The sequence below is a fragment of the Wohlfahrtiimonas chitiniclastica genome (assembly GCF_002252325.1).
Classification (GTDB): Bacteria; Pseudomonadota; Gammaproteobacteria; order Cardiobacteriales; family Wohlfahrtiimonadaceae; genus Wohlfahrtiimonas; species Wohlfahrtiimonas chitiniclastica.
Genome location: NZ_NEFL01000004.1, coordinates 33649 through 59639 on the forward strand (window position 1 = coordinate 33649; position 25991 = coordinate 59639).

Annotated in this window: 27 protein-coding genes; 21 read left to right on the plus strand and 6 right to left on the minus strand. The window is 44.1% G+C overall.

Going from position 1 to position 25991, the window contains the following annotated elements; all coding sequences use genetic code 11:
* The first annotated feature begins 3 nt into the window (after positions 1 to 3).
* The 7 genes from sufB (at position 4) to B9T10_RS09430 (ending at position 7624) form a co-directional block, all read left to right on the plus strand.
* A complete protein-coding gene (gene sufB / locus B9T10_RS09400) occupies positions 4 to 1452 on the plus strand; it encodes a Fe-S cluster assembly protein SufB (protein ID WP_094538339.1) in 1449 nt (482 codons plus the stop codon).
* 22 nt (positions 1453 to 1474) lie between these two features.
* Positions 1475 to 2242 carry a Fe-S cluster assembly ATPase SufC gene (gene sufC, locus B9T10_RS09405; protein ID WP_008315961.1) on the plus strand — a complete coding sequence of 256 codons (768 nt, stop codon included), beginning with the start codon at positions 1475 to 1477 and terminating at the stop codon, positions 2240 to 2242.
* Positions 2243 to 2253: 11 nt separating this feature from the next.
* Complete coding sequence (locus B9T10_RS09410) at positions 2254 to 3345, plus strand: SufB/SufD family protein (RefSeq protein ID WP_094538340.1); 1092 nt, start codon at positions 2254 to 2256, stop codon at positions 3343 to 3345.
* A 13-nt stretch (positions 3346 to 3358) separates the two neighbouring features.
* A complete protein-coding gene (locus tag B9T10_RS09415; protein WP_094538341.1) occupies positions 3359 to 4576 on the plus strand; it encodes an aminotransferase class V-fold PLP-dependent enzyme in 1218 nt (405 codons plus the stop codon).
* Positions 4577 to 4750: 174 nt separating this feature from the next.
* A complete protein-coding gene (locus B9T10_RS09420) occupies positions 4751 to 5692 on the plus strand; it encodes a DMT family transporter (protein WP_094491888.1) in 942 nt (313 codons plus the stop codon).
* A gap of 44 nt (positions 5693 to 5736) precedes the next feature.
* A complete protein-coding gene (locus tag B9T10_RS09425; RefSeq protein ID WP_008315967.1) occupies positions 5737 to 6588 on the plus strand; it encodes a DMT family transporter in 852 nt (283 codons plus the stop codon).
* Positions 6589 to 6901: 313 nt separating this feature from the next.
* Positions 6902 to 7624: an outer membrane protein gene (locus tag B9T10_RS09430; protein WP_094538342.1), complete on the plus strand. Its 723-nt coding sequence runs from the start codon at positions 6902 to 6904 to the stop codon at positions 7622 to 7624.
* Between the two features lie 38 nt (positions 7625 to 7662).
* Here the strand turns inward: B9T10_RS09430 and B9T10_RS09435 are convergent, their stop codons facing one another.
* Together B9T10_RS09435 and B9T10_RS09440 are read right to left on the minus strand one after the other, a co-directional pair.
* Entirely contained in the window at positions 7663 to 8352 is a 690-nt protein-coding gene (locus tag B9T10_RS09435; protein ID WP_094494039.1) for a DUF421 domain-containing protein, read from the minus strand.
* Between the two features lie 8 nt (positions 8353 to 8360).
* Complete coding sequence (locus tag B9T10_RS09440) at positions 8361 to 11324, minus strand: hypothetical protein (protein ID WP_094538343.1); 2964 nt, start codon at positions 11322 to 11324, stop codon at positions 8361 to 8363.
* A 162-nt stretch (positions 11325 to 11486) separates the two neighbouring features.
* On the opposite strand from B9T10_RS09440, the gene B9T10_RS09445 reads away from it, so the two are divergent.
* The 14 genes from B9T10_RS09445 to eno all read left to right on the plus strand — a co-directional run bounded on the left by B9T10_RS09445 (position 11487) and on the right by eno (position 23875).
* Complete coding sequence (locus B9T10_RS09445; protein ID WP_008315972.1) at positions 11487 to 11918, plus strand: rhodanese-like domain-containing protein; 432 nt, start codon at positions 11487 to 11489, stop codon at positions 11916 to 11918.
* A gap of 10 nt (positions 11919 to 11928) precedes the next feature.
* Positions 11929 to 12180 (plus strand): glutaredoxin 3, encoded by a 252-nt coding sequence (grxC, locus tag B9T10_RS09450; RefSeq protein ID WP_008315973.1) that lies wholly within the window; start codon positions 11929 to 11931, stop codon positions 12178 to 12180.
* Positions 12181 to 12205: 25 nt separating this feature from the next.
* Positions 12206 to 12673 carry a protein-export chaperone SecB gene (secB, locus tag B9T10_RS09455; RefSeq protein WP_063455385.1) on the plus strand — a complete coding sequence of 156 codons (468 nt, stop codon included), beginning with the start codon at positions 12206 to 12208 and terminating at the stop codon, positions 12671 to 12673.
* Between the two features lie 63 nt (positions 12674 to 12736).
* Positions 12737 to 13768: a DNA polymerase III subunit delta gene (holA, locus tag B9T10_RS09460; RefSeq protein WP_008315975.1), complete on the plus strand. Its 1032-nt coding sequence runs from the start codon at positions 12737 to 12739 to the stop codon at positions 13766 to 13768.
* Entirely contained in the window at positions 13765 to 14343 is a 579-nt protein-coding gene (gene scpB / locus B9T10_RS09465; RefSeq protein WP_008315976.1) for an SMC-Scp complex subunit ScpB, read from the plus strand. The genes holA and scpB overlap by 4 nt, the downstream gene beginning before the upstream one ends.
* Positions 14340 to 15608 (plus strand): lipoprotein-releasing ABC transporter permease subunit, encoded by a 1269-nt coding sequence (locus tag B9T10_RS09470; RefSeq protein ID WP_246782189.1) that lies wholly within the window; start codon positions 14340 to 14342, stop codon positions 15606 to 15608. The genes scpB and B9T10_RS09470 overlap by 4 nt, the downstream gene beginning before the upstream one ends.
* Complete coding sequence (locus tag B9T10_RS09475) at positions 15601 to 16854, plus strand: lipoprotein-releasing ABC transporter permease subunit (RefSeq protein ID WP_018122963.1); 1254 nt, start codon at positions 15601 to 15603, stop codon at positions 16852 to 16854. The genes B9T10_RS09470 and B9T10_RS09475 overlap by 8 nt, the downstream gene beginning before the upstream one ends.
* Positions 16847 to 17530 (plus strand): lipoprotein-releasing ABC transporter ATP-binding protein LolD, encoded by a 684-nt coding sequence (gene lolD / locus B9T10_RS09480; protein WP_008315977.1) that lies wholly within the window; start codon positions 16847 to 16849, stop codon positions 17528 to 17530. The genes B9T10_RS09475 and lolD overlap by 8 nt, the downstream gene beginning before the upstream one ends.
* 15 nt (positions 17531 to 17545) lie before the next feature.
* On the plus strand, positions 17546 to 18217 hold the full coding sequence (locus B9T10_RS09485) for a DedA family protein (protein WP_008315979.1): 672 nt from the start codon (positions 17546 to 17548) through the stop codon (positions 18215 to 18217).
* A 167-nt stretch (positions 18218 to 18384) separates the two neighbouring features.
* Positions 18385 to 19641, plus strand: a complete 1257-nt coding sequence (gene rho, locus B9T10_RS09490) for a transcription termination factor Rho (RefSeq protein WP_008315981.1) — start codon at positions 18385 to 18387, stop codon at positions 19639 to 19641.
* Between the two features lie 101 nt (positions 19642 to 19742).
* Positions 19743 to 19985, plus strand: coding sequence for a type B 50S ribosomal protein L31 (locus B9T10_RS09495; protein WP_008315982.1), 243 nt, complete (start codon positions 19743 to 19745; stop codon positions 19983 to 19985).
* Positions 19986 to 20145: 160 nt separating this feature from the next.
* A complete protein-coding gene (locus B9T10_RS09500; RefSeq protein ID WP_008315983.1) occupies positions 20146 to 21423 on the plus strand; it encodes a citrate synthase in 1278 nt (425 codons plus the stop codon).
* 65 nt (positions 21424 to 21488) lie between these two features.
* Positions 21489 to 22508 (plus strand): aspartate carbamoyltransferase, encoded by a 1020-nt coding sequence (gene pyrB / locus B9T10_RS09505; protein WP_094538345.1) that lies wholly within the window; start codon positions 21489 to 21491, stop codon positions 22506 to 22508.
* An 80-nt stretch (positions 22509 to 22588) separates the two neighbouring features.
* A complete protein-coding gene (eno, locus tag B9T10_RS09510; RefSeq protein WP_008315985.1) occupies positions 22589 to 23875 on the plus strand; it encodes a phosphopyruvate hydratase in 1287 nt (428 codons plus the stop codon).
* A gap of 51 nt (positions 23876 to 23926) precedes the next feature.
* Here eno and B9T10_RS09515 read toward each other — a convergent pair whose 3' ends face one another.
* The 4 genes from B9T10_RS09515 to rbfA form a co-directional block, all read right to left on the minus strand.
* Entirely contained in the window at positions 23927 to 24313 is a 387-nt protein-coding gene (locus tag B9T10_RS09515) for a hypothetical protein (RefSeq protein ID WP_094538346.1), read from the minus strand.
* Between the two features lie 7 nt (positions 24314 to 24320).
* Positions 24321 to 24614 carry a hypothetical protein gene (locus B9T10_RS09520; protein WP_063455391.1) on the minus strand — a complete coding sequence of 98 codons (294 nt, stop codon included), beginning with the start codon at positions 24612 to 24614 and terminating at the stop codon, positions 24321 to 24323.
* 81 nt (positions 24615 to 24695) lie between these two features.
* The gene (truB, locus tag B9T10_RS09525; RefSeq protein ID WP_008315989.1) at positions 24696 to 25610 is read right to left on the minus strand and encodes a tRNA pseudouridine(55) synthase TruB; all 915 of its coding nucleotides are present in this window, start codon (positions 25608 to 25610) and stop codon (positions 24696 to 24698) included.
* The gene (rbfA, locus tag B9T10_RS09530; RefSeq protein WP_008315990.1) at positions 25603 to 25980 is read right to left on the minus strand and encodes a 30S ribosome-binding factor RbfA; all 378 of its coding nucleotides are present in this window, start codon (positions 25978 to 25980) and stop codon (positions 25603 to 25605) included. Before rbfA ends, truB begins: the two co-directional genes overlap by 8 nt.
* Positions 25981 to 25991 lie beyond the last annotated feature (11 nt).

Below are 25991 nucleotides of genomic sequence, written 5' to 3' on the forward strand. Positions count from 1 at the left end.
TTTATGGAACAAATTCACAAATTAACTGAGGAAGAGTACGCGTACGGATTCGTCACAGAAATCCCTCAGGAAACCTTGCCACCGGGTTTAGATGAAGATGTGATTCGTAAAATTTCAGCAATGAAAAAAGAACCACAATGGTTGTTAGATTATCGCTTAAAAGCGTATGCAGCATGGCTTGAGATGGAAATGCCAGATTGGGCGCATCTAAACATTGCCCCAATTGATTACCAAGCGATCTCTTACTATTCTGCGCCAAAATCTTTATCTGAGTTAAAAGAAGAAGCACCGAAAAGTTTAGATGAAGTCGATCCTGAATTATTGCGCACTTATGAACGCTTAGGCATTCCATTAGAAGAGCAAGAAGTGTTAGCAGGTGTTGCCGTCGATGCAGTATTTGACTCTGTATCTGTGGCCACAAGCTATAAAGGCAAATTACTCGAGCAAGGCATCATCTTCTGCTCATTCAGTGAAGCGGTACAAGAATACCCTGAGCTTGTGAAACAATATTTAGGCTCTGTGGTTTCTTATAAAGATAACTTCTTTGCTGCGTTAAATGCTGCTGTGTTCACAGATGGTTCATTTGTTTACATTCCTAAAGGCGTGCGCTGCCCAATGGAATTGTCCACATATTTTCGCATCAATGCGGCAAACACCGGACAATTTGAGCGCACATTAATCATTGCAGATGATCAAAGCTATGTCTCTTATTTAGAAGGCTGTACAGCACCTCAGCGCGATGAAAACCAATTGCATGCAGCGGTTGTTGAGCTCATTGCCCTTGAAGAAGCCAACATCAAATATTCCACGGTACAAAACTGGTACCCTGGCGATAAAAATGGTGTGGGCGGCATCTACAACTTTGTGACCAAGCGCGGTTTATGCCAAGGTAGAAAATCAAAAATCTCTTGGACACAAGTGGAAACCGGTTCTTCCATCACATGGAAATACCCAAGCTGCATTTTAAAAGGTGATGATTCTGTCGGTGAGTTCTATTCTGTGGCCGTTGCCCGTGATTGCCAACAAGCCGATACGGGCACAAAGATGATCCACATTGGTAAAAACACACGTTCTACCATTATTTCTAAAGGGATCTCTGCTGGCACTGCACAAAATATCTACCGTGGCCAAGTGCGCATCAATCCGGGTGCAACCGGTTCGCACAACTATTCACAATGTGATTCCATGTTAATGGGTGATCGTTGTGGCGCGCACACCTTCCCTTATATTGATGTGCGTAACTCACAATCTAAAGTTGAGCATGAAGCTTCCACGTCGAAAATCTCTGAAGAGCAGTTGTTTTACTGTCAGCAAAGAGGTTTGTCGCAGGAAGATGCCATCAGCTTGATTGTGAATGGCTTCTGTAAAGAAATTTTCCAAGAGTTGCCGATGGAGTTCGCCGTAGAAGCACAAAAACTCATCGAGCTTAAACTCGAAGGCAGCGTTGGTTAAATCGTTATTGGGAAACAAAGCAATGTTAGAAATTAAAAATTTAAAAGTAGCTGTTGAAGATCACATCATTTTAAAAGGCGTGAGCTTAACTGTTAAAACGGGCGAAATCCACGCCATCATGGGGCCAAATGGTTCTGGTAAAAGTACATTATCGAACATCATCGCAGGGAAAGATGGTTATGACATCTTAGAAGGCGAAATCTGGTTAAATGGCGAAAACATCTTAGAATTAGATCCTGAAGAGCGCGCGCACAAAGGTCTATTTTTAGGCTTCCAGCATCCTGCTGAATTGCCTGGCGTGAACAACATGTACTTCTTGAAAAGTGCTGTGAACAGCATTCGTAAAGCACGTGGCCAAGAAGAAATGGACGCATTAGAATTCTACGAATTCTTACAAGATCGCATGAAAAAGGTCAAAATGGACCCTGCGTTCTTAAAGCGCTTTGTGAATGAAGGCTTCTCTGGCGGTGAGAAAAAACGCAACGAAATTTTACAAATGCTCGTGCTTGAACCAAGCATGATCGTATTAGATGAAACGGATTCAGGCTTAGACATCGATGCCCTTAAAGTGATTTCTGATGGCATCAACACACTTCGCGATGATCAACGTTCATTCTTGCTCATCACGCACTATCAACGTTTATTGAATTATGTTTCACCGGATGTTGTTCACGTGTTAGTTGATGGTGAAATTGTGGCCACAGGCGATAAATCCTTAGCCCTTGAGTTAGAAAAAAATGGTTACATCTCTTACCGCGGTGATAATGCAGGCGGTTCTCGTAAAGAATAAAGGAATTGAACATGCTTCAAACATTAACGGATAATCTCCGCTTAGAACGCTGGAGAGAGACGCCTTTAAAACGAGTTTTATCGACCGAATGGCAAGGCGCGGTGGCAGCTTACCCACAATTGATGCCAACGGATCACACAATGCCCGAAAAGTGCTTTGTGCTTACCATCGTCAATGGTGAAGTGAACCCACAATGGTTCAACGAAAACTTAGTGCCAGAAGGCGTATTGATCACCCTTGAAAAGGGTAAGATTCAATTAAAAGTGATTCCAAATACGGACATTGCGACACCTTTTGTCATCTACAACTACACAGTGTCTGAAGAAGGTGCACGCACCGCTGATCTAGACATTTCTGTAGAAGTGGGCGATGAATCTAAACTCACGGTTTTATTTGTCGAAGCGGGTAAAGGTCAATATTTATCCAGCCCGAAAGTGGCGGCTAAAGTTGGACAAGCCGCAACGCTCAACTGGTTGAAAATGAGCTTAAACCCTGAGATGGCTTCAAGCTTTTATGAGTTTGAATGCGATCAAGCGGCAGAAAGTGCCACAAGCATTCTGCATTATCAAGCAGGCGGCGATGTGGTTCGCTCTGACATCACGGTGCATTTAAAAGGTGAAATGTCTCACTCAAACTTCATTGCCCTCAACTTAGGCAGTGGCAAGCAATCGCTTGAAAACGTGATGACACTTCACCATGAAGTGCCACATTGTACGAGTGAGCAAAGCATCAAAAACCTATTGGCGGACAATGCCAATGCCCTATTTGATGGCATGATCAATGTGCATCAAGATGCGCAAAAAACCGATGCCAATCAGCTCACACGCTCCATTTTATTGAGCGATAAAGCCCGTGCAATGACCATTCCACGCTTAGAAATCTATGCCGATGATGTGCGCTGTACACATGGTGCAACGGTTGGTTTCTTAGAGCCTGAGTCACTCTTTTATCTTCGCTCACGCGGGATTGAGTTACAAGAAGCGCAAGCGATGTTATTGCTCTCTTATGCCGCAGAATTCCTAGGCATGATCGAGCATGAAACCGTCAAAGAGTGGATGCACAAACAATTGGAAAATGATTTAACATCAGTTCGCCCTGCATAATCGAGGATTTTTTATGTCAAAGATCGACACAATTCGCCAAGCCTTCCCGATTTTATCGGAAAAAGTTCACGATAAACCTGTGATATTTTTAGATACGGGCGCGTCCGCGCAAAAGCCGACGTGTGTCATCGAAGCAGAAAAAAATGTCTATGAGAAGTATTACGCCAACATTCATCGTGGCGTGTACTTCTTCAGTCAGGAATCCACCGAGCGTTATGAAAATGTGCGTAAAGTGGTGTGCAACTTAATCGGCAGCCATGATCCGCGTGAAATCATCTTCACAAAAGGCACCACTGAAAGCATCAACTTAGTGGCGCACAGTTTAGGTGGTTTGTTGCTCAAAGAAGGGGATCAGGTGATGATCACTGAAATGGAGCACCATGCGAACATCGTGCCTTGGCAGATGATTTGTCAGCTCAAAGGTGCCCATTTATTGGTGGTGCCTGTGCTTGATGATGGCAGTTTAGACATGGCATTTTTGGATGCAAACTTAACCGAACGCGTTAAGATTGTGGCCGTCACACAAATTTCCAACGTGCTCGGCACCATCAATGACATTGCCACCATCACACAAAAAGCCCATGCTGTGGGTGCAAAAATTTTGGTGGATGGTGCCCAAGGCATCGTGCATGAGCCATTGAATGTGTCCCAATTAGATGTGGATTTTTACGTCTTCTCTGCCCACAAACTCTATGGCCCAACGGGCGTTGGCGTGGTGTATGGTAAAAAAGATCTTCTCAATGCCATGCCGCCTTATCAAACAGGTGGCGACATGATTGATGAAGTGACGTTTGAAAAAACCACGTTTGCACCATTGCCCAATAAGTTTGAAGCCGGTACGCCGAACATTGCAGGTGTGATTGCCTTTGAAGCGGCGATTAAATTTGTCCAAGAGATTGGCTTTGATTACATCGCTGCCCATGAAAAAGAGCTGCTTGATTATGCCACTGCAAAATTGTCAAAAATTCCTGAAGTGCGCATTATCGGCACGGCACCGAATAAAGTGGGCGTGATCTCTTTTGTGGTCAAAGGCGTGCATCCTCATGACATTGGCACGATGCTTGATCACTTTGGCGTTGCGGTTCGCGTGGGTCATCACTGCGCTCAACCCATCATGCGCCGCTTTGGTGTGCCTGCGACGGCGCGCATGTCCTTTGGCATGTACAACACCAAAGAAGAAGTGGATCAATTGATCGATGGCTTAAAGAAAATCATTGAGATGTTCAGCTAAATTCAATTTTCCTGAGATCTATAAAAACCCCAATCATTGATTGGGGTTTTGTTTTATCAAACCTTGTGACGGAATCTACATAGAATATTTCTTAGAACCTCATTCAAAAGATTCCTACTGACCGCCTTAAGTTTCGCTCGTATAATGAAGCACCCTATTTTTCGAGCAACCGTCATGAGCACTCCCATCAAAAGCGCTAAGCTTGGTTTTTTCCTATCCTTATTCACCGCGTTCATTTGGGGCAATGTGCCGATCGCCATCAAAGAAATCATGCAATCACTCGATGCACCGACTTTGGTTTGGTATCGTTTTGTGATCTCGCTGGCCATTTTATGGCCAATCCTTGCCATCAAAAAATCACTGCCCATTCAAACCATCGCGAAAAACCCAAAATCTCTCTTGTTATTATCTGTGCTGACCCTTGGCATCATCGGTAACTTTGTGTTATTCAGCGCATCCCTCAGTTATACCACGCCAACGGTGTCACAAATCGTGATGCAATTATCGAGCGTTGGGCTACTTTTTGCGGGCGTGATTTTCTTTAAAGAGCGCCTCTCCATTGTGCAAATGATTGGCGTGAGCATCCTTATTTCAGGGTTATTGCTCTTTTTTAACCGCAATTTGCTCGAAATGATTTCATCCTTCAATGCTTATGCTTTTGGCGTGATATTGGCGGCTTTGTCCGCATTTTCATGGGTGTTATTTGCAATGGCACAAAAAGTTGCCCTCAAACAGTTTAACTCCCTACAAATCCTCTTCATCCTCAATGCGCTTGGCATCCTGTTCTTAATGCCCTTTGCCGATTTTTCCGCCATTTTTAATCTCTCGACATTGCAACTTTGTTTGCTGCTCTATTGCGGACTCAATACGGTGCTCGGTTATGGCGCTTTAGCTGAAGCGATGCGCTATTGGGATGTGTCAAAAGTGAGCACCATCATCACCTTAACACCGCTCTTCACGCTATGTTTTTCTGAGCTTTTTGCCACTTTATGGCCCAATATTTTTGCGCACCCAAATTTAAATCTCTTGGGTTACATTGGCGTTTTCGTGGTGGTTTTTGGGGCGATGTTTATGGTCATTGGCGAGTCGATGCTTAAAGTGCTCAAGCGCGTTTGATTTTGGGGCTATACTGAAAAACTTTTCCACCGTTAGGATCAATCATGAATCAAAAAGTGCTCGTTGGCATCCTGTTTGTGGTGCTCTCACAATTGGCCTTTGCGCTGATGGACAGCTCAATCAAATGGCTGGGCAGCGAGTTATCCACCGCCACCATTGTTTTTTTCCGTAACCTTGTCACCCTTCTTTGGGTGGCGCCCGCTTTTTGGCTCACCGGTGAAGTGAAAAACTCATTCAAGCGCTTGCCGCTTCATGCCATTCGCTCCCTTTCTGGGCAAATTGGCATGATTCTCATTTTCACCTCTTTAGCCGTTTTACCGCTCTCAGATGCCACCGTGCTGCGCTCATTGACGCCTTTATTTGTGCCACTGTTGGCCGCGATTTGGCTTAAAGAAAAACTCACTTGGGTATTAATCCCAAGCTTTATTTTGGCAATGATCGGCTCATGGATGCTTGCAAGTGCTGATAAACCACAATTTTCCCTCCTCTCTTTTATCCCCATCATTGCGGGTATTTTTGTGGCCCTTGCCATGGTGGCCATCAAGCGCGTGAGCAAAGTGGCGGGCAGCTCAGAGATTGTCTTTTATTTCTCTTTCACCGGCTGCATCTCTGCCATGATTTTTGCAGCATTCACAGAATTTAATTTACCCACGGATTTACGCATTTGGGGCATCATTGTGCTGATGGGATTTTTTGGCTCGCTTGGGCAAGTGTGGGTGACAAAGGCCAATCAAATGACGGATGCATCCCTTTTAGCGCCCTTTTATTACCTCAATGCCGTCTTTGGCGCGATTCTCTCCCACTTCTTTTGGCATGAACGCTTAGGCATTTGGGGTTGGATGGGGGCTGTACTGATCATCAGTGGTGGTTTGTTATTGGTCTTTAAGCGAAAATGATCATCTTTTCATCGTGATATCATTGATAACATGACGTAATTTCACCCTTTTTTCATAAAAAATTTTTATGCAATCTAAAAGATTCTAAATATTTCAGTGGCTGCTCATTCAACTTGAGCAGCCATTTTTTCTGGCCTTAAAAAACACAATGCCAATCATATTGATCATGCATCAGAACAATGCTTTATAAAATTTTTTAATGCTCATGAAAAAATTCGTGCGTTTGAAAAAAAAATTGTCTTATAATCGCCTCCGCTTTTTTTAGCGCGTTAAGGGTTAAGCCCATCACTTTATTGATCATTAAGGTATTTATATGAAAAAAATCATCCTTGCAGTTTCCTTAGTTGGCGCTCTTTCCTCCGCAGCTTATGCGCAAAACAATGACAAAACTGGTTTTTATGTCACCGGTAAAATCGGCACATCCATCACTCACATGTCTAAACAAAAAGCTGAATACATTGATGGCGACGATGCTGCAGACAATGAATCAATCAGCAAAGGCAGCAAAAACAAAAGCGTATTTGCAGGTGGCGTTGCCTTTGGTTACAACTTCTCTCAAGCCTTTGGCTTACCAGTTCGCGCTGAATTAGATTTCACCGCACGCGGTAAAGCAAAAGCGAATGAAACATTCAATATTCCTGGTGAACCTGAAACGATAGGCGTTTCTAATCAATTGAACATCAATACTGTGATGGCCAATGTTTACTATGATTTTACCAATGAGTCCGCATTCACGCCTTACGTGTCTGCTGGTATTGGTTATGCAAATGTGAAGCAAACCGTTAAATTGAATGTCAATGAAGCGGGGGGAGATACATTCAATGCCTCTAACTCTCACCGCTCTAACAACTTTGCATGGAGCGTGGGTGCTGGTGTTCAATACGCATTGAATTCTGATTTAGCATTAGATTTAAGCTACCGTTATGTGGATGCAGGGAAATCTAAAGTTTCCTTCCGTGAAGACAACAGCACCACAACCTTTAAAACACGTGCAAAATCTCATGACATCATGCTTGGCATCACTTACAACTTCTAATTGAATCACCATCAAAAAGCACCCATTGGGTGCTTTTTTTATTTCAAATCCACAGATTTTGCAGTAATGCCAGAAGAATTGCCTTCATTGTCCACCACAAAAAATCCGCGATTTGGCGTCCATTCCACGCAGTATAAATCCTCAATATTGGCATAGCCTAATTTCAACATTTCCTGTTTAAGCCAGGTGCTTGAGCGCTGCGCATCTTTCAAATTATCTTCTAAAATGCTGCCTTGATTGATGAGTAAAAAGCCTAAACATGCTTCTGTTTTCAAAAATACAGTAAACTGCCCATCGGTTTCTAAGCGCACATCATCCACATCTAATAGGCTAAAAATCCGCTGCTCACGAAGCTTAGCCGTCAATTGCTCTGCATTGATTTTATTTTGCTTCATCGCTTTAACATCAAGCTTGCCATCTTTCACCAAAAACACCACGCGACCATAAAACAGATCACTGAAAAAGCGGATTTTCGTAAGTTTATGAATGCCAAGGTTGATGATTGTCCACACCACAATGCCAAACACCATGTGCCACACAGACAATGCAGGCGCATAAATCGTCCCCCCAACAATGGCACCAATGACAAAAGAGTTCACCACATCTGTGGGCGTCATTTGGGACATTTGGGATTTACCCGAAATCCGCAAAAAGATCAAAACGCACAGCATGCCCACCACCAATTTAATGACCATGGAACTTTGCATGTGTAAACTCAAGTCAAACATAATGCTCCTTAGAATTCTGATGGCACTTTTGCTTTGGCCAACTGTTGTGCACGTGCATCTAATGCCTCAATCACCGCTGGCGTTAAATAGCTCGCTAAATCATCTGCAAACCAATGTCCTGCCACTTTCGCATACAGATAAGCACTCGCATAATCTTCCTCTTTGGCATACATTTGCGCCAATTGTGCCGCAGCGTAACTATGGCCCTCAATGGATAAACGCTTTAACCATGCGCGCGCAAAGGCATCTTCTCGATGAAGGCGTAACAATGACTCTACAATATTGTCCGATAAATACAATGCCTGTGAATCAATGATGGCACTAAACACTGCATTCATCAATGCAGTTGCCTGCTGCTCATCACGCGCTAAGGTTTGATCCCCTTGCCAATAAAGTTCAGCCAACTTAATGCCATAGATTAAATCGCCGCCTTGATATGCTTTGTCATAATAGCGTGCAGCCTTGTTAAAGTGACTGGCATGCTCATCGGTATCGGTGGCATGAAACTCTCCAAGCTTCGGATACAATGATTGCTGTGTCGCTAATGGCAATGTGTCGAGCAGTGCTTCTGCTCGCTCATCTTGATGCATCAACAGATAAAAATCCACCAAAGCTTCATTGGCCGCCTCAAGCTTTTGTGCAGCAAAGGTCAATAAATCTTCAATGCCCGTTTGCTCAGCCTCATTGACCAATGGATACATCATGCGCATGATTTTAAGCTGTGCCAACTTTAACGCCGCCTCGTGATTGCCTGCATCCACCGCAGCTTCTAACCATTTTAATTGTAAATAAGGCGCATAATCCTCATAACCATAATAATCCGCCAAACTCAGCATCGCATCACCATTACCAGCCGCTGCCGCTTGATTGAGCAATGCCAACCCTTTTTTGACATCATCTGGGCGACTTTTAAAGGGTTCAGTGGTGACATAATAGCGCCCTAACGCTTCCTTTGCTGCATCATCACCTTGTTCGGCAGGCACAAAATAACGCTCATAATCTGCCATGATCGCTGTCGCTTCCTCATCAGGTTCGTTGAGCTTTTGATACAGCGCCACCGCTTTAGACCAATCATGGGGTTCAATCTCGCCATAATAGTAAGCATAGGCCAAAGTTTGCAATGCCCATTGATTGTTTTGGGCACTGAGTTCTTCAAGGAGCGCCCAATATTTTGCCTCATCTTTTCGGATGCCAGAACCAAATTGATACGCTTTGGCCAATGTTTCTAAATCTTGCTGCTTGAGGGCTTCATCATAAGCTTCAAGCTCCTCAATATAATAGCGGCTTTGATCCGCATCGAGCGCTTGCCAATCTTGCATCCATGCCACCACATCTTCCCGCGTAATGGTAGGATCAATGTTTTGTACATATCGCTGATACAACTCATAATAGGCAGCGTCTTCCCCTGCTTTTGCACGCTTTAAATGATGTTGCGTGGCGCGCTGTAAATTTTCGGGGGTTTGTGAACGATCAAGTGCATCTACCAATAAGTACCCTGCGGTCTCTTTCGTCTGTGCCCAAGGCTCAAGCAAGGCAAGGGCTTGATCAAATCGCCCTTGACGCTGATAAATGCTTGCCATAAATTCTGCATCTTCCCAATCAGTTTTTGCGGCAATGGCGCGCTGCTTAAAATATGCGGCTTCATTTTTGGCATGCTGAAAGTTCCTGGCAATGTCCTCAGATGGCGCATCAATTTTGCCATACCAAATCACAGCTTCATCGTAATCCATTTCATTGACATAAAAATAGGCCACCGCTTCATAGGCTTCTTCTGTCTGTAACAGATCTGCGCGTGCTTTCAGCCATTTGAGTTCATTGCGTGCATCATTTTGATCATGATAATGCTCAATCAACTTTGCCATTGCGCGTTCATCATTCGCTGTTGCAAACGCGAGCATGCGGGCAAAGCCCTCTTTTTCATACACGCGGTTGCCAAGTTGCCACAGCGCTTCATAAAAGCAATGATCGGGATCATTTGCTTCGCAGCCCTCTTTTAACACTGCACGCGCATCAAAACCATTGCGATGATCTGAATAAACGGCTTGATCATACAGCCATGCCGCAATTTCCGGATATTCAGTGCGTAATGGCAATAAAATGTCCGTCACCGCTTGGCGATTTTCTGGCAAAGCCATTGCAGCAATCACCTGCTCAACCCCTTCTGCGCGCTGTGCTTCATCCGTAGATTGCAGCAATAATTGACCGAGCGGCAAACGTGCCCGACCATCAAATGAGCGCTGATAATAATCTTTTGCTTGCGTCAGATCCACAGCCGTGCCAATGCCATGCTGATAATCATCCCCAAGTTCATAAAAACTCTCGGCATCATTAAAATTGTTGGCAATGATCTCTAGATAATATTGATGGGCTTTTCTAGGATTTTTTTGAACGCCCTGCCCGCCATATTTAAGAAGATGCGCGCTGCTGAGCTTGGCATAATAGGTGCTCGATTCACTGGTATTGAGCGCAATGACCCGTTCATATTGCGTCAAAGCTTGCTGATCTAAGCCGCGCTCTGCAAAAAAGCGCGCAGCAAATAACAAGACATCGATGTCCGTATCCGTCAATTGTGTGGCTTTTTGATAATAGGACAGTAAATTAGGATCATTTGGTGATGAGATGCGCAGCAATTCAGCGAGTTCATAATATGCACGATAATCTTTAGGATGTTCTGTGATCGCGCGCTCATACCAATATTGTGCCATCATTATGTCCGACTCAATGTCCTGATCAAAATCACCAAAATGATAAATGCGCGCAGCCTTTAACATAGACTTTAAATGGCCATTGTCCGCACGGCGCAATGTTTTTTCCATGGATGCATCCTCTAAAATTAACGCAGAGATGGCAAGGCTTGATGCATGTAAAAGCGTGGGCACCGAACCGTGATCGGCCACTGCTAGATTGAGCGTCGTATAAGGAACGCTCAAAAGCGAACACAATGCGGCATACTGCGTCATCGAACGGATCATAAATCAAAGCCTTAAAGTTTCATAAAAAATAGCTGCCATTGTGGCACATTTTGCGCAAATTGAAATCGCGCGCTTTGCGATTTATTCTCACTCTTTTATAAAGTTTACTGATAGAATAAGGCGTTTATAACTTTTGTATGATCTTAAGGATATCTCACCATTATGACTTTTTTGGAATTCTTTCGTGCTGAATTGATATGGTTTGCAGGCTTAACCATCGTATTTGTCCTGATCATTTTAAATGAATTAAAATCAATCAAAACCAAAGCATTTTTGATCTCTTCTGTGAAAGCGTTACAATTGTCTAATGACGATCAAGCGGTATTTGTAGACATCCGTGATGCTGATGCCTATAAAAGAGCCCACATTCCAAGCGCAGTACACATGCCAGTGGACCAATTATCCACAAAAGTCACCACCAGCAGCGCATTGAAAAATAAAGTGATCGTTTTATATTGTGACTCTGCATCTGCCTCAACGGCGGCTGTGGAAAAATTACGTAAAGAGCATCCTGATGTGAGCCTCTTTTCACTTCAAGGCGGTATCAATGCTTGGACACAAGCAAATTTACCTGTTGAATCATCTAAAAAATAGGAGTTGAACAATGTCAGTTGAAATGTATTACATGCCTTCTTGCCCATATTGCAAACGCGCATTAGATTTATTAAAAAGCAAAGGCGCGGACGTGACCATCTATGATGTGAATCAAGACGCTAAATTGTGGGAAGAGAGCAAATCTCGCTCAGGCCGTGACACTGTGCCACAAATCTTCATCAATGATCAACACATTGGCGGTTGTGATGACCTTGTTGCCTTAAATGCCAAAGGCGGCTTAGATCCACTCTTAGCAAAATAATTAACCACTTTATAAAGGAAAACGTATGTCTGAGAATGCAGCAAACGCAGCAGCGAACGAAGGTCCGATCTTTAACGTTCATAAGTTATACAATAAAAACATCTCTGTTGAAGTGCCAAATGCACCTGCGTGTTTTAAAAATGAAACCGCACCAGAGATCTCTGTGCAGTTAGCAAACTTAGCCACACAAATCGATGATGGTTTGACAGAAGTTGCCTTACGTTTAACCGTGACTGCTAAAGTCGGCGATGATGTATTGTACTTAGTGGAAATCGAGCAAGCAGGCGTATTCACCATTGAAGGCTTTAGTGATGAACAACGCAGCCACATGGAAGGCGCATTTTGCCCGAACATTTTGTTCCCATACGCGCGTGAAACATTAGATTCTATGGTGTTAAAAGCAGGCTTCCCGCCATTAACGTTAGCCCCTGTGAACTTTGATTTGCTCTACGCACAACGTTTAGAACAGATGCAAGCTGAAGGGAATGCATAATCCATCATGCATTCACAAAAACCCTCTTTTTGAGGGTTTTTCTTTATTTGAGAATGAAAAATTATGCGGATTGCTCAGGACTTCGTTACCAAAGAATTACCCAAAATCATTCGCCTGCCCTATTGTCTCATCACAGGCGATGAACCGGCGTTGATGCTCAACACAGAGCAGACCATCAAAAATGCCATCATGAATTTAGGGCGCTATGAGCGTGAAGTGTTTGATGTGGACAATAAATTTGATTGGTCGCACATTTTAACCACCGGCCAAAGTTTGTCCCTTTTTTCGACAGAAAAACTCATCCAATTACGCTTTACCCAAAAGCCCGATGCCAAAACTTTCAAGCAGCTCTATGAGTGTTTAGATCAAACCCATTCGGATCTTTTTTACCTCATCACCATGCCAAAGCTTGATCGCAATGCCCAAAAAAATAAAACGGTGCAAATGGTGGAGCGCAACGGTTGCCTGATCACGGTGTTTCCACCCGATCACACAAAATTACCACAATGGATCAAAGAGCGCGCCCGCCAATTGCAAGTGAATTTACTGCCTGAATCGGTGGCGTTCATCAGCGCGCACAATGAAGGCAACTTTTTAGCCATTGAACAATTGCTAACGCAGTTACAATTTTTATATGGCAATGCGCCGATTTCCCATGAGATGATCATTGAGCTTAGCAGCGAGAACTCAAACTTTGTGGCATTTGATTTAAGTTCAGCCCTACTGACGGCAGACATTGCCCGCATTTACCGAATTTTGCAAGGTTTACGCTCAGAGGGTGATGCACCCATTTTAGTCAATTGGGTACTGCATAAAGAGATCAACCTCATCCATCGCATGCAAAGCAAAATGGCACAAGGCGCCACAATGGAAATGGCGCTCAATGACGTTTGGGGCAGCCAAAAAGCCATGTATCGCCAAGCCCTCAATCGTTTAAGTCCACAGCGCATCCGCCATTTAACCCGCATGGTGGTTCAAATTGATTTGGCCACAAAAGGTCAATTGAACGAAAATCCTTGGAATGCCATCATGCGCACCGCCTTTGCCTTCGCTGGCAAACGTCTTCTTCCGTTAAGTGCAGAGATCAATCTATGAATGCATTACCGCCATTAAATGTACTGCTTGAGGCCATTTTAAGTGCCGCTCGCACCCCGTTAAAAATCACCGACATGCAAGCCTTGTTTGAGCTGCATGAACAGCCAAGCACCGAAGCCATTAAAGAAGCCCTCACGGCGTTGAAATACCAATTAGAAGGGCGTGGCGTTGAACTTGTGGAGGTGGCCTCAGGCTATCGCATTCAAGTGCCGCAACAATTCTCCCCATGGGTTTCGCGCTTGTTTGATGAAAAGCCACAGCGCTACAGCCGCGCGCTCCTTGAAACCTTGGCATTGATTGCCTACCGCCAACCGATTAGCCGAGGGGACATTGAAGAGATTCGCGGCGTTGCCGTCAGCAGCAACATCATTAAAACATTGCTTGAACGTGAATGGATTAAAGTACTCGGTCAGCGTGAAGTGCCCGGGCGCCCAAATCTATACGGCACCACCAAACAATTTTTGGATGATTTTAACCTCAAGCAATTGAGTGAACTGCCACCCCTCATTGAACTTGAGAAATTAGAATCCACCGTTGAACACATGGCGTTATCACTCGATACAGAGGAGGCATGATGTTTCGCCCCTTGTCGCTCTACATTGGCCTGCGCTACACGCGGGCTCAACGCAAAAAAAATTTCATCTCATTCATCTCGTTCATCTCAATCGGTGGCATTGCCTTAGGCATGATGACCATGATTGTGGTGCTCTCGGTGATGAATGGTTTTCAAAATGAGGTCAAAGCACGCAATTTAGCCATGGCTTATGACATTGCCATCACGGATCACAATCCACAAGGCTTTGTGAAAGATTGGGAAAATGTGTATGACGCCGTGCGCCATGAGCCAAATGTGATTGCGGGTGCGCCCTTTAATAATGGTGAAGGATTGTTAGCGGCCAATGGACAATTTGCCCCCATCAAAATCCAAGGGGTTGATCCGCTTTATGAAGAGGAAGTCTCCACCATCAGCGATAAAATCACCGCGGATTTCATCACAGCCAGTGACTTCTCCATTTTACAGCCCGGTGAATTTGGCATCATTTTAGGCACAGATTTAGCGCTCTCTCTTGGCGCCAGTGTTGGCGATCACGTGACGTTGATCACGCCCAAAATCCAAGTGACCGCAGCAGGTGCCATTCCACGCATGAAACGTTTAACAGTGGTGGGTATTTTTCGCTTAGGGCAATATGAATATGATGCCACGATGGGCATCATGAATGCATCAGACAGCGGACGCATTTATCAAATCCCAAAAAACAGCGTCTCAGGCGTGCGCCTTAAACTCACTGATCCGATGATTGCGCGAGAAACCGCAGAACGCTTACAGCAAAAACTGGGCGATGATTATCGCGTCAGCACGTGGATTGATGAGTTCAAAACCCTATTTAAAATGATCGAAATTGAAAAACTCACCATGTTCACCATCATGAGCCTCATTGTGGCGGTGGCTGTTTTTAATGTGGTCTCCACACTTGTCATGGTGGTGACAGAGAAACGCCCTGAAATTGCCATTTTACGCACCCTTGGCATGTCACCGATGCAAATCATGGTGATCTTTATGGTGCAAGGCACGTTCATTGGCTTTTTTGGTGCATTGATTGGCATCGGACTTGGCTTATTGATTGCGTTGAATGTGAATCACATCGTCAGCGCTGTGGAATCCTTGTTTGGTAGCAATGTGGGTGAAGCATTTTATGTGCTTGAGATTCCATCTGAGGTGGTGTGGAGTGACATTTACATTGTGGCGGGCATTGCCTTTGGGCTTGCGAGTTTAGCGACCCTTTATCCGGCATGGAAAGCCGCCCAAACTCAACCGGCGGAGGCCCTGCGTTATGATTAAGCTTTTTAAACCGTTAAGCCTTGCCATTGGGCTGCGCTACACTGGCGCAAAACGCAAAAATAACTTCATCTCTTTCATCTCACTGGTCTCTATTGGCGGCATTGCTCTTGGGCTCACCGCCATTATTGTGGTGCTCTCCGTCATGAATGGCTTTCAACAAGGCATTCAAGAAGTAAGCGCGTCGATGGCGTATGATCTTAAAATCGTCAAACGGGCAGAAAGCGGTTATTTTGATGATTGGGAAACACTGTATCAAACCGCTGCCCTTGATGAAAATGTGCTGGCAGGCGCGCCGTTTACCAATGGTGAAGGGCTCATGAATGCCAATGGTTTGATGCGACCTGTGCGCATTGAAGGCGTGAATCCCACGTATCAATCTGAAGTTTCTGACATCTTGCCAAACTTTGATGCCTTAAATGGTGACAGCGCCAATGTGATCCTCGGTAAAGATTTAGCGGAACTATTAGATGCGCACATTGGCGAGCAAGTGATGCTGATTACGCCTGAAGTGTCTCCCCATTCAGAAACCGTGATCCCGCGCACCAAAGCCTTTACAGTGGTGGATATTTTCAGCGTGGGCATGTATGAATATGATGCGAATATGGCGATCATTCACATTGATGATGCCAATCAGATCTTTAAAATCCCCAGCGATGAAGTCCAAGGCATCCGTTTAAAACTGAAAGACCCAAGCATCGCGCGGCCAACGGCATTGAACCTTGTGGATCAATTTGCAGACAATGACATCCTGATTTACAGCTGGGTGGATCAATTTGCCACCCTGGCCAAAATGATCGACACAGAAAAACGCACCATTTTTGTCATCATGAGTTTGATCATTGCAGTGGCAGTGTTTAATGTGGTGTCAACATTAGTGATGGTGGTCAATGATAAGCGCTCAGAAATTGCCATTTTAAGAACCTTAGGACTTGCGCCACGCTCGATCCTTGCCATTTTTATGGTGCAAGGGATTGTGATTGGTTTTTGGGGCGTTTTACTTGGCACAAGTTTAGGTTTACTCATCACATACAATGTCAATCGTTTGATCGGTTGGCTGGAGTCCTTCTTGGGTTACACCGTGTTTGAGCCGAGCGTTTATCCCCTTTCCCACATCCCCACTGTGATCAATGTGGGCGACATTGCATTGATCGCATTGATCGCATTTTTATTGGCCAGTTTAGCCACCCTCTATCCTGCATGGAGCGCCGCTAAAACTCAACCTGCTGAGGCATTACGTTATGAGTGATCCGATTTTAGAGGCCAAAAACTTGGCCAAATCCTACATTGACCATAAAAATGAGGTCAAAATTTTTGATGCCCTGAATTTTACCTTAGCGCCTAAAGATCGCGTGGCGATTGTTGGGGCATCAGGTTCTGGAAAAAGTACCTTGCTGCATGTGTTATCTGGGCTTGATCAACCAACATCTGGTGAAGTGTGGCTCAATGGTCATTGCTTGAGTCAAGGCTCAGAAAAAGCGCGCGGCGTTTGGCGCAACCGTTATTTAGGCTTCATTTATCAATTTCATCATCTACTGCCTGAATTTACAGCGGTGGATAATGTTGCCATTCCCTGCATCATTGGCGGCATGAGTGTCAAAGAAGCCACAGAACGTGCACAATCAATGCTCAATCGCGTGGGATTGTCTCACCGCTTGTCACATAAGCCCTCTGCCCTATCGGGCGGTGAACGCCAACGTGTGGCGATTGCGCGTGCATTGGTCACAGAGCCTTTAGCGGTCTTAGCCGATGAACCCACCGGCAATCTTGACAGTGACAATGCGCATGCTGTGTTTGATTTAATGTGCGAGATCAATGAAGAGATCGGCACCGCCCTTGTGGTGGTGACACATGATTTAACCCTTGCCCATAAAATGGATCATCGTTTTCGTTTAGCAAATCATCAACTCATTCAAGAACAATAAATAACAGGACTCATCATGTACGATTTTTTCATGCAGTTTGTGGATCTCTTTTTGCATTTAGATCAATACCTCGAAGTGGCGGTGCAGCAATATGGCTTTTGGATCTATTTAATTTTAATCGCCATCATCTTTTGTGAAACAGGCTTGGTGGTGACGCCGATTTTACCGGGTGATTCTTTATTGTTCGCAGCAGGCGCATTAGCAGCGATGGGATTATTAAATATTTATATTCTCTTTGGTACATTATTGGTGGCCGCCATTTTAGGCGATGCCCTCAATTATCAGATCGGCCACTACTTTGGTTTAAAAGTGTTTAAGAAAGAGGCTAAAATTTTTAAATTACAGTACCTAGAAAAAACCCACCATTTTTATGAAAAATATGGCAGTAAGACCATTGTGATCGCACGATTTGTACCAATCGTGCGCACATTTGCACCTTTTGTTGCAGGGGCGAGCAAAATGACTTATAAAACTTTTGCCACCTTTAATATTTTAGGTGCGCTATTATGGATGTTCTTAATGCTCGGTGCGGGCTATTTATTTGGTACCATTCCATGGATCAAACAAAATTTCTCCATCATTGTCCTTGGCATTATCTTCATTTCGATTTTACCGATGCTCTATGAAATCGGCAAAGCCTACATAGAACATCGCAATGGACAGGCGGATGAAAAACAGAAAAGTTGATGAGATTATTTGCAAAGTTGCTGTAAAACTTATAAAATTCGCAGCACTAAAAAATAACAGTTTTCCTTTCTGAACTGAATAATCCCCAAGATTGATGTCCTTAGCCCTCATTCTTCGCTAAGCGACTGTATTCCTTATCTTTTATTGTTTACCTCAAAAAATACTCTATGAACTTAACTGAATTGAAACAAATGCCTGCTGCTGAGCTGATTCGCATCGCTCAAGAAATGCAGCTAGAAGGTATAGCCCGTGCTAAAAAGCATGACTTGATCTTCTCTATTTTAAAAGCCCATGCAAAAAATGGCGAAGAGATCACCGGTGACGGCGTGTTAGAGATTCTCAACGACGGTTACGGCTTTTTACGCGGCGCAGACAGCTCCTACATGGCCGGTCCTGATGATGTTTACATCAGCCCATCGCAAATTCGTAAGTTTAACTTACGCACAGGCGATACGGTTTCAGGCAAAATTCGTCCCCCTAAAGACAATGAAAAATATTTCTCTTTAGCGAAAGTCGACACCATCAACTATGAGCCTGTGGAAAACTCCACGCGCAAAGTGGCTTTTGAAAACTTAACGCCCATTCACCCTAATGAACTCCTTAAAATGGAGCGTGGTAATGGTTCAAGTGAAGACATCACAGCGCGCCTCATTGACATGGTTGCCCCCATTGGTAAAGGTCAGCGTAGCTTAATCGTGGCACCACCGAAAACAGGTAAAACGGTGATGTTACAAAACATTGCCCAATCCATCGAAAGCAATCATCCTGAATGTTATTTGATTGTTCTCTTGATTGATGAACGCCCTGAAGAGGTGACAGAAATGCGCCGTTTAGTGCGTGGTGATGTGATTGCCTCAACCTTCGATGAACCTGCTGTGCGCCATGTACAAGTGGCAGAAATGGTCATCGAAAAAGCGCGCCGCATGGTGGAACACAACCGTGATGTGGTGATCTTATTAGACTCCATCACGCGTTTAGCCCGCGCTTATAATGCTGTGGTGCCATCATCAGGTAAAGTGTTATCTGGGGGCGTGGATGCGAATGCCTTACATCGTCCTAAGCGCTTCTTTGGTGCAGCCCGTAACATCGAAAATGGCGGCAGCTTAACCATCATCGCCACAGCCCTTGTGGACACCGGTTCAAAAATGGACGAAGTGATTTATGAAGAGTTCAAAGGCACAGGTAACTCTGAATTACACTTAGACCGTTCAGTGGCAGAAAAACGCATTTTCCCTGCCATTGACATCAACCGTTCAGGCACGCGTAAAGAAGAACTCTTAACCGATCCTGACGACTTAACAAAAATGTGGATTCTTCGTAAAATCTTGTATCCGATGGATGAAATTCAGTCCATGGAATTCGTGTTAGAGCGACTCAAAGAAACGAAGACAAATCAAGCATTTTTTGATGCAATGAAACGCTAAGTATTGCGCAAAAAATATCTTTTTGTTAGAATATTGTGCTATTTTAAACTAAGTAGGCTTTTGATCAGCCGTTTTATTTTACTTAATACTGGATTTTTATTATGAAAGCAGAAGGTCATCCAAATTATCGCCCAGTTGTTTTCCAAGACAGCTCTAGCGACTTTGCAGTTTTAACGCGTTCTACAATCGCGACTAAAGAAACAATCACTTGGACAGATGGTAACGAATACCCTCTTTACAAAATTGAAGTTTCTTCTCAATCACACCCTTTCTTCACTGGTAAACAAAACATTGTGGATACAGAAGGTCGTGTTGATCGCTTCCGTAAAAAATACGGTCGTTAATCAGTTCAAAAAGAAAAGCATCGAGTCGATGCTTTTTTTTTGCGCATCAGAATTTTGCTAAGTTGATCAAGCTCGTTTATATTAGTCGGATGTGTTACCACAAGTACACGTTTAAAATAGATTAGATCTTAAAAAAATTAAGATCACAAGGAGGAAAAAAATGACAACTAATAGAAATAGCGTTACCTATATTGACAACCGTACACAACAACAAGGGGAATTTCCAATCCTCGAGTCAGTATATGGTGATGATGTTGTTGATATTGCAGCTATGAATCGCACCTTGAATTTATTCAGCTACGATCCTGGTTTCGTATCGACAGCAAGCTGTGAAAGCGCCATCACATACTTAGATGGTGACAAAGGCGAATTACTCTATCGTGGTTATCCCATCGAAGAGTTGGCTGAAAAATCAAACTTCTTAGACGTTTGCTACTTGATCTTCAATGGCCAATTGCCTGATGCAAAAGAGTCCACAGACTTCCATAACATCATCATGACACACAGCATGATGCATGAAAACCTAAAAGTCTTCCTGCAAGGCTTCCGTTATGACTCCCACCCAATGGCGATTTTAGCGGGTACCGTTGCATCGATGGCAGGCTTCTACCATGATAAATTAGACATCCATAATCCTGAGCACCGTATGATCACAGCACACCGCTTGATCTCAAAAATGCCAACGATTGTGGCGGCTGCATACAAACATTCCATCGGTATGCCGCTGGTTTACCCAACGAACTCATTGTCATATGCTGGTAACTTCTTAAACATGATGTTCAGCTCCCCATGTGCCCCTTATGAAATCGATCCAATTGCTGAAAAAGCGATGGACGTTTTATTCATTTTACATGCGGATCATGAGCAAAATGCTTCAACCTCTACAGTACGTATGGCAGGCTCTTCTGGCGCGAACCCATATGCGGCCATCTCAGCGGGTATTTCTTGCTTATGGGGTGCATCTCACGGCGGTGCGAATGAAGCGGTATTGACGATGCTCAATGAAATTGGCACAGTTGAAAATGTTAATAAATACGTGGCAAAAGCAAAAGATAAAGAAGATCCATTCCGCTTGATGGGCTTTGGTCACCGCGTTTATAAAAACTTTGACCCACGCGCACGCTTAATCAAAGGCATTGCCGATGAAGTGCTCGCAAAATATGGCAATGATCCATTGATGGAAGTGGCCAAACGTTTAGAAGAGATGGCATTGAAAGATGAATACTTCATTGAGCGCCGTTTATATCCAAACGTCGACTTCTACTCTGGCATCATCTACAAAGCGTTAGGTTTCCCAACACACATGTTCACACCACTCTTTGCATTGGCGCGTACAGTTGGTTGGATCACCCATTGGAACGAAATGATCTCCGATCCGAAGATGAAAATCTCTCGTCCAAGACAACGCTACATCGGACACACACTCCGACACATTTAATTGATTTGAATAACCGCCAGATATGGCGGTTTTTTTTGGAAAACGTGATATTTAGAAGGACAACTATGAACACACTATACGGGCAGGCTGTATTATCTTGCGAACAATTTGATCTTCAAACTTTAAACCGTTTGTTTGAACTTGCAGATATTTTACAACCTGTGGCACAAGGCAAAGCACGCACAAATGTTTTAGAAGGCGCCATTATGGGCAGTCTATTCTTTGAAGCCAGTACGCGCACGCGTTTGAGCTTTGATGCAGCATTCATGCGCCTTGGCGGTAAAGTTTCTAACACAACTGGGGTTTCCTTCTCTTCGATTGTTAAAGGTGAATCCATTGAGGACACCGCGCGCGTGATCTCTGGTTACTTTGATGTGGTTGTGGTGCGTCATCCTGAAGAAGAAGCCATTCATAAAATGGCAGGCGCAACCAATACACCCATCATTAATGCCGGCAATGGCGCGGGTGAACATCCGACCCAAGCACTGTTAGATGCCTACACCATTCACAATGAGTTTAAACAAAATGGTAAAACAATGGACAATTGCCGCATCGCCATGATTGGTGATTTGCGCTATGGTCGCACGGTGCACTCATTGGTTAAACTCATGTCCCTTTATCAAAACATCACGTTTACCTTTGCCTCGCCTGATTTCTTAAGCATGCCTGAATACATTGTTGAATTTGCCCGCAAGCGTGGTCATACAGTGATTGAAACTGATCAGCTCAAAGATGGCATTCACAACAATGATGTCATTTACGCCACGCGCATTCAAAAAGAGCGTTTCACTCAAGGTGAAGAGACACGCCAGCCTGAATTGAGCTTTCGCATCAATCAAGCATTGATCGATGAATATGCGTTAAAAGATGCCATCATCATGCATCCATTGCCCCGTGACAGCCGCGAAAATGCCAATGATCTGAGCAATGATTTAGATGGTGATCCACGTCTTGCCATCTTCCGTCAATCGGATGCAGGTGTCCCTGCGCGCATGGCATTGTTTGCCATGGTGCTTGGGGTGGATCACGAGATCGAAAAAACCATCACGCCAACGGCTTGGTTCACGCCCGATTCGTTACATTAATAACGTTTTGTGGTTGAATCGGTTATAATTGTGCCGTTTATTCATTCGTTCATCAGTGAAAACTTCTTAGGAGAAAAGGTATGTCAGCGATTAAAAATTTAGTGGCGCGCGAAATCATTGATTCTCGTGGTAATCCAACTGTTTGGGTTGAAGCAACCTTAGAATCAGGTGTTAAAGGCACAGCTGCTGTGCCAAGTGGTGCATCAACCGGTGCCCGTGAAGCCATCGAATTGCGTGATGGTGATCAATCTCGTTACGGTGGTAAAGGCGTATTAAAAGCTTGTGCAAACATCAATGGCGAAATTTTAGCGGCTTTAAAAGGTTTAGATGCCAATGATCAAAAAGCGATCGACGAAGTATTGATCGAATTAGATGGCACAGACAACAAAGGTCGCTTAGGCGCCAATGCTTTATTAGGTGTATCTTTAGCCGTTGCGCATGCTGCTGCCAACGAAAAAGGCGTGCCTTTATATCGTCATTTAAATGACACCACAAAATACGTATTGCCTGTGCCAATGATGAACATCTTAAATGGTGGCGCACATGCGGATAACTCTGTGGATGTCCAAGAATTCATGATCTTGCCAGTGGGCGCGCCTTCTTTTAAAGAAGCAGTGCGTTGTGGCGCTGAAATTTTCCATGCCCTTAAAGATGTATTAAATGCCCGTGGTTTAGCGACCACTGTCGGTGATGAAGGTGGCTTTGCACCGAACTTATCTTCTAACGAAGAAGCTTTAGAAGTGATCATGGCTGCCATTGAAAAAGCAGGCTATACACCTGGTAAAGATGTATTTTTAGGTTTAGATGTGGCATCTTCTGAGTTCTACAAAGATGGTAAATACGTTTTAGAATCTGAAGGCAAAGCCTTCACATCTGCTGAATTTGCTGACTTCTTAGCCGATTGGGTGGCACGTTATCCAATCATCACCATCGAAGATGGCATGGATGAAGCTGACTGGGAAGGTTGGGCAATCCTCACACAAAAATTGGGCGATAAAATCCAATTGGTGGGCGATGATTTATTTGTCACAAACACTAAAATCTTAAAAGAAGGCATCGATAAAAACATTGCCAACTCTATTTTGATCAAATTCAACCAAATCGGTACATTAACAGAAACATTAGATGCCATCAAAATGGCAGATGATGCAAACTACACCTCTGTTGTGTCTCACCGCTCAGGTGAAACCGCAGATACAACGATTGCAGATCTTGCTGCCGCTGCCCTTAGCACACAGTTGAAAACAGGTTCATTGTGCCGCTCTGACCGCGTTGCAAAATACAACCGTTTGATCTGCATTGAAGATGAATTGGGTGACAATGCTGTGTATGCAGGTAAAGATGCATTCAAAAGCGTGAAATTCTAATTTCACTTAAAAACAAAAAACCTCTGAAAATTCAGAGGTTTTTTATTGGCTTTAAATGTTCCGTAAACGCTCGCGCTGAGTCGCCATCGATTTAATCCCTTCACTGAATAACTCCCAGAAAGAGTGATTCTCAAAACTACTTTGTAAAATCTCTAAACCGCTGTCATTTGTATGATCAGGCATGGTGTTCGCTACAGAACGCTTGGATTTTCTACCATTGGCATACGTGATGTTGGTCTCTTCGATCCAACCCTCTTTCGCCGCTGTCGATGCATCATCACATGCAAACTGCGTATAAGTAATGGCACCTTTGGGATCTACGCATTTATTCACGGCGCGTTTTTCTGGTTTTTTAACACTCGATGCATCTAACATTGGCACATCTGCCATTGCGACCGATAACATCATGGCTGCCATCACCCATAAAATGCGACCCATACACTACCTATTGTGGTTTCGGTAATTGAGGTGGCTCAGGCTCTTGTTCTAAGCGCTGAGCGGCAGTGCCTGTTGAATCATAATCTAGGGATTCATCCCCAAAGCGATTGGCATCCGTGACATTCGTTTCACTGAGCCAGCCTTCCGTTGCACTGTCATAATGATCTGGGCAATCAAACTCTGTATATACGATGGTTTTGTGATCTTTTGCCACACATTTATTAATCACGGCATCTTCTGCTGATGCCAGTGTCGTCAAACCTAAACAAAATGCGCCGACGGTGAATAATTTTTTATACATATCTATTCCTTCGTTTCCATCGCTCGTGCAACGGTGATGATTAATCAATAGGCGTCGATTATAACAAATTATTCTGATCCGTCATTGTATTTGAATCAAGCGCGAAGGCTTAATCACATGGGGTAAATGACGTTCTCCTAAACCTAAAAAGGTCTGATCATACGCATATAAACGATAAAATTGCTCATCTAATGCATGGGGAAACGCAATCTTTTGCCCATTTTTCAAGCGCGCCGTCTCTTCCTCATTGAAAATCAAAATGGGATAATCTGCAATTGCACTATCAACAGGCAATAACAGCTCATCTGCACGATTCTCTAAAAGCGCAGCCTCTAAATCTTCCATCGTAATCAACGTTGGGGCAAAATAAGGCGCAACTTCCGTTCGGCGCAGCATGGTTAAATGGCCAAGCGTACCGATGGATTTGGCAATGTCTTCGGCTAACACACGCACATATGTCCCTTTTGAGCAGGTCACTTCAGCCGTAAAGCTGTGATCATCAAACTCAATCAGCGTCAATGCATAAATGGTGATGTCGCGAGCAGGGCGCGCCACCTCAATGCCTTCACGCGCAAGCTCATACAGGCGTTTACCTTCATGATGCAATGCTGAAACCATCGGTGGAATTTGCTGAATGTCACCCGTAAAGTTCACCATCGCCGTTTCTAATAAGGCTGTGGATAACTCAGGAATCATCGCTGTCGCAATCACTTCGCCCTCAGCATCGCCTGTGTGGGTTGCTTCCCCTAAACGACACGTGAAACGATACGTTTTGCGGTTATTTAAAAGCTGATGGTTAAATTTACTCGCTTCCCCAAAGCAAATGGGCAATAAACCTGTGGCCATTGGATCTAATGTGCCCGCATGCCCAGCTTTTACAGCGCGATATAAATATTTGACCTTCTGCAGAATATTATTACTCGATACGCCTTTTGGCTTATCTAAAAGTAAAACGCCATCCAATGGACGGCGCTTGATTTTAGCTGTTTTACTCATCGTGATCTTTGTGTCGTGCTTCATCTTCTTGAACAGCTTCTGTGATCAAGGCTGATAACTCATTGCCCTTCTCTAACTGCTCATCGTATACAAATTCAAATTTTGGGATCTTACGTAGTTTTAAGACCTTGCCGAGCATTCTTTGGAAAAGCGGGGCATATTCATTGAGGAGCGCAACCATTTCTGCGCGCTCTTCAACCGGTCCTAAATAGGTCACCAAAACTTTAGCTTGGGATAGATCTCTCACCACTTTCACTAAAGTGATGGAGATCATCATGACACGTGAATCACCAATCTCTTTACGAATCAACAAAGAGAGTTCTTGCTTTAGCTGCTCATCAATGCGACGAGTTCTTGAGATATTCGCCATGTTTCCCTCCT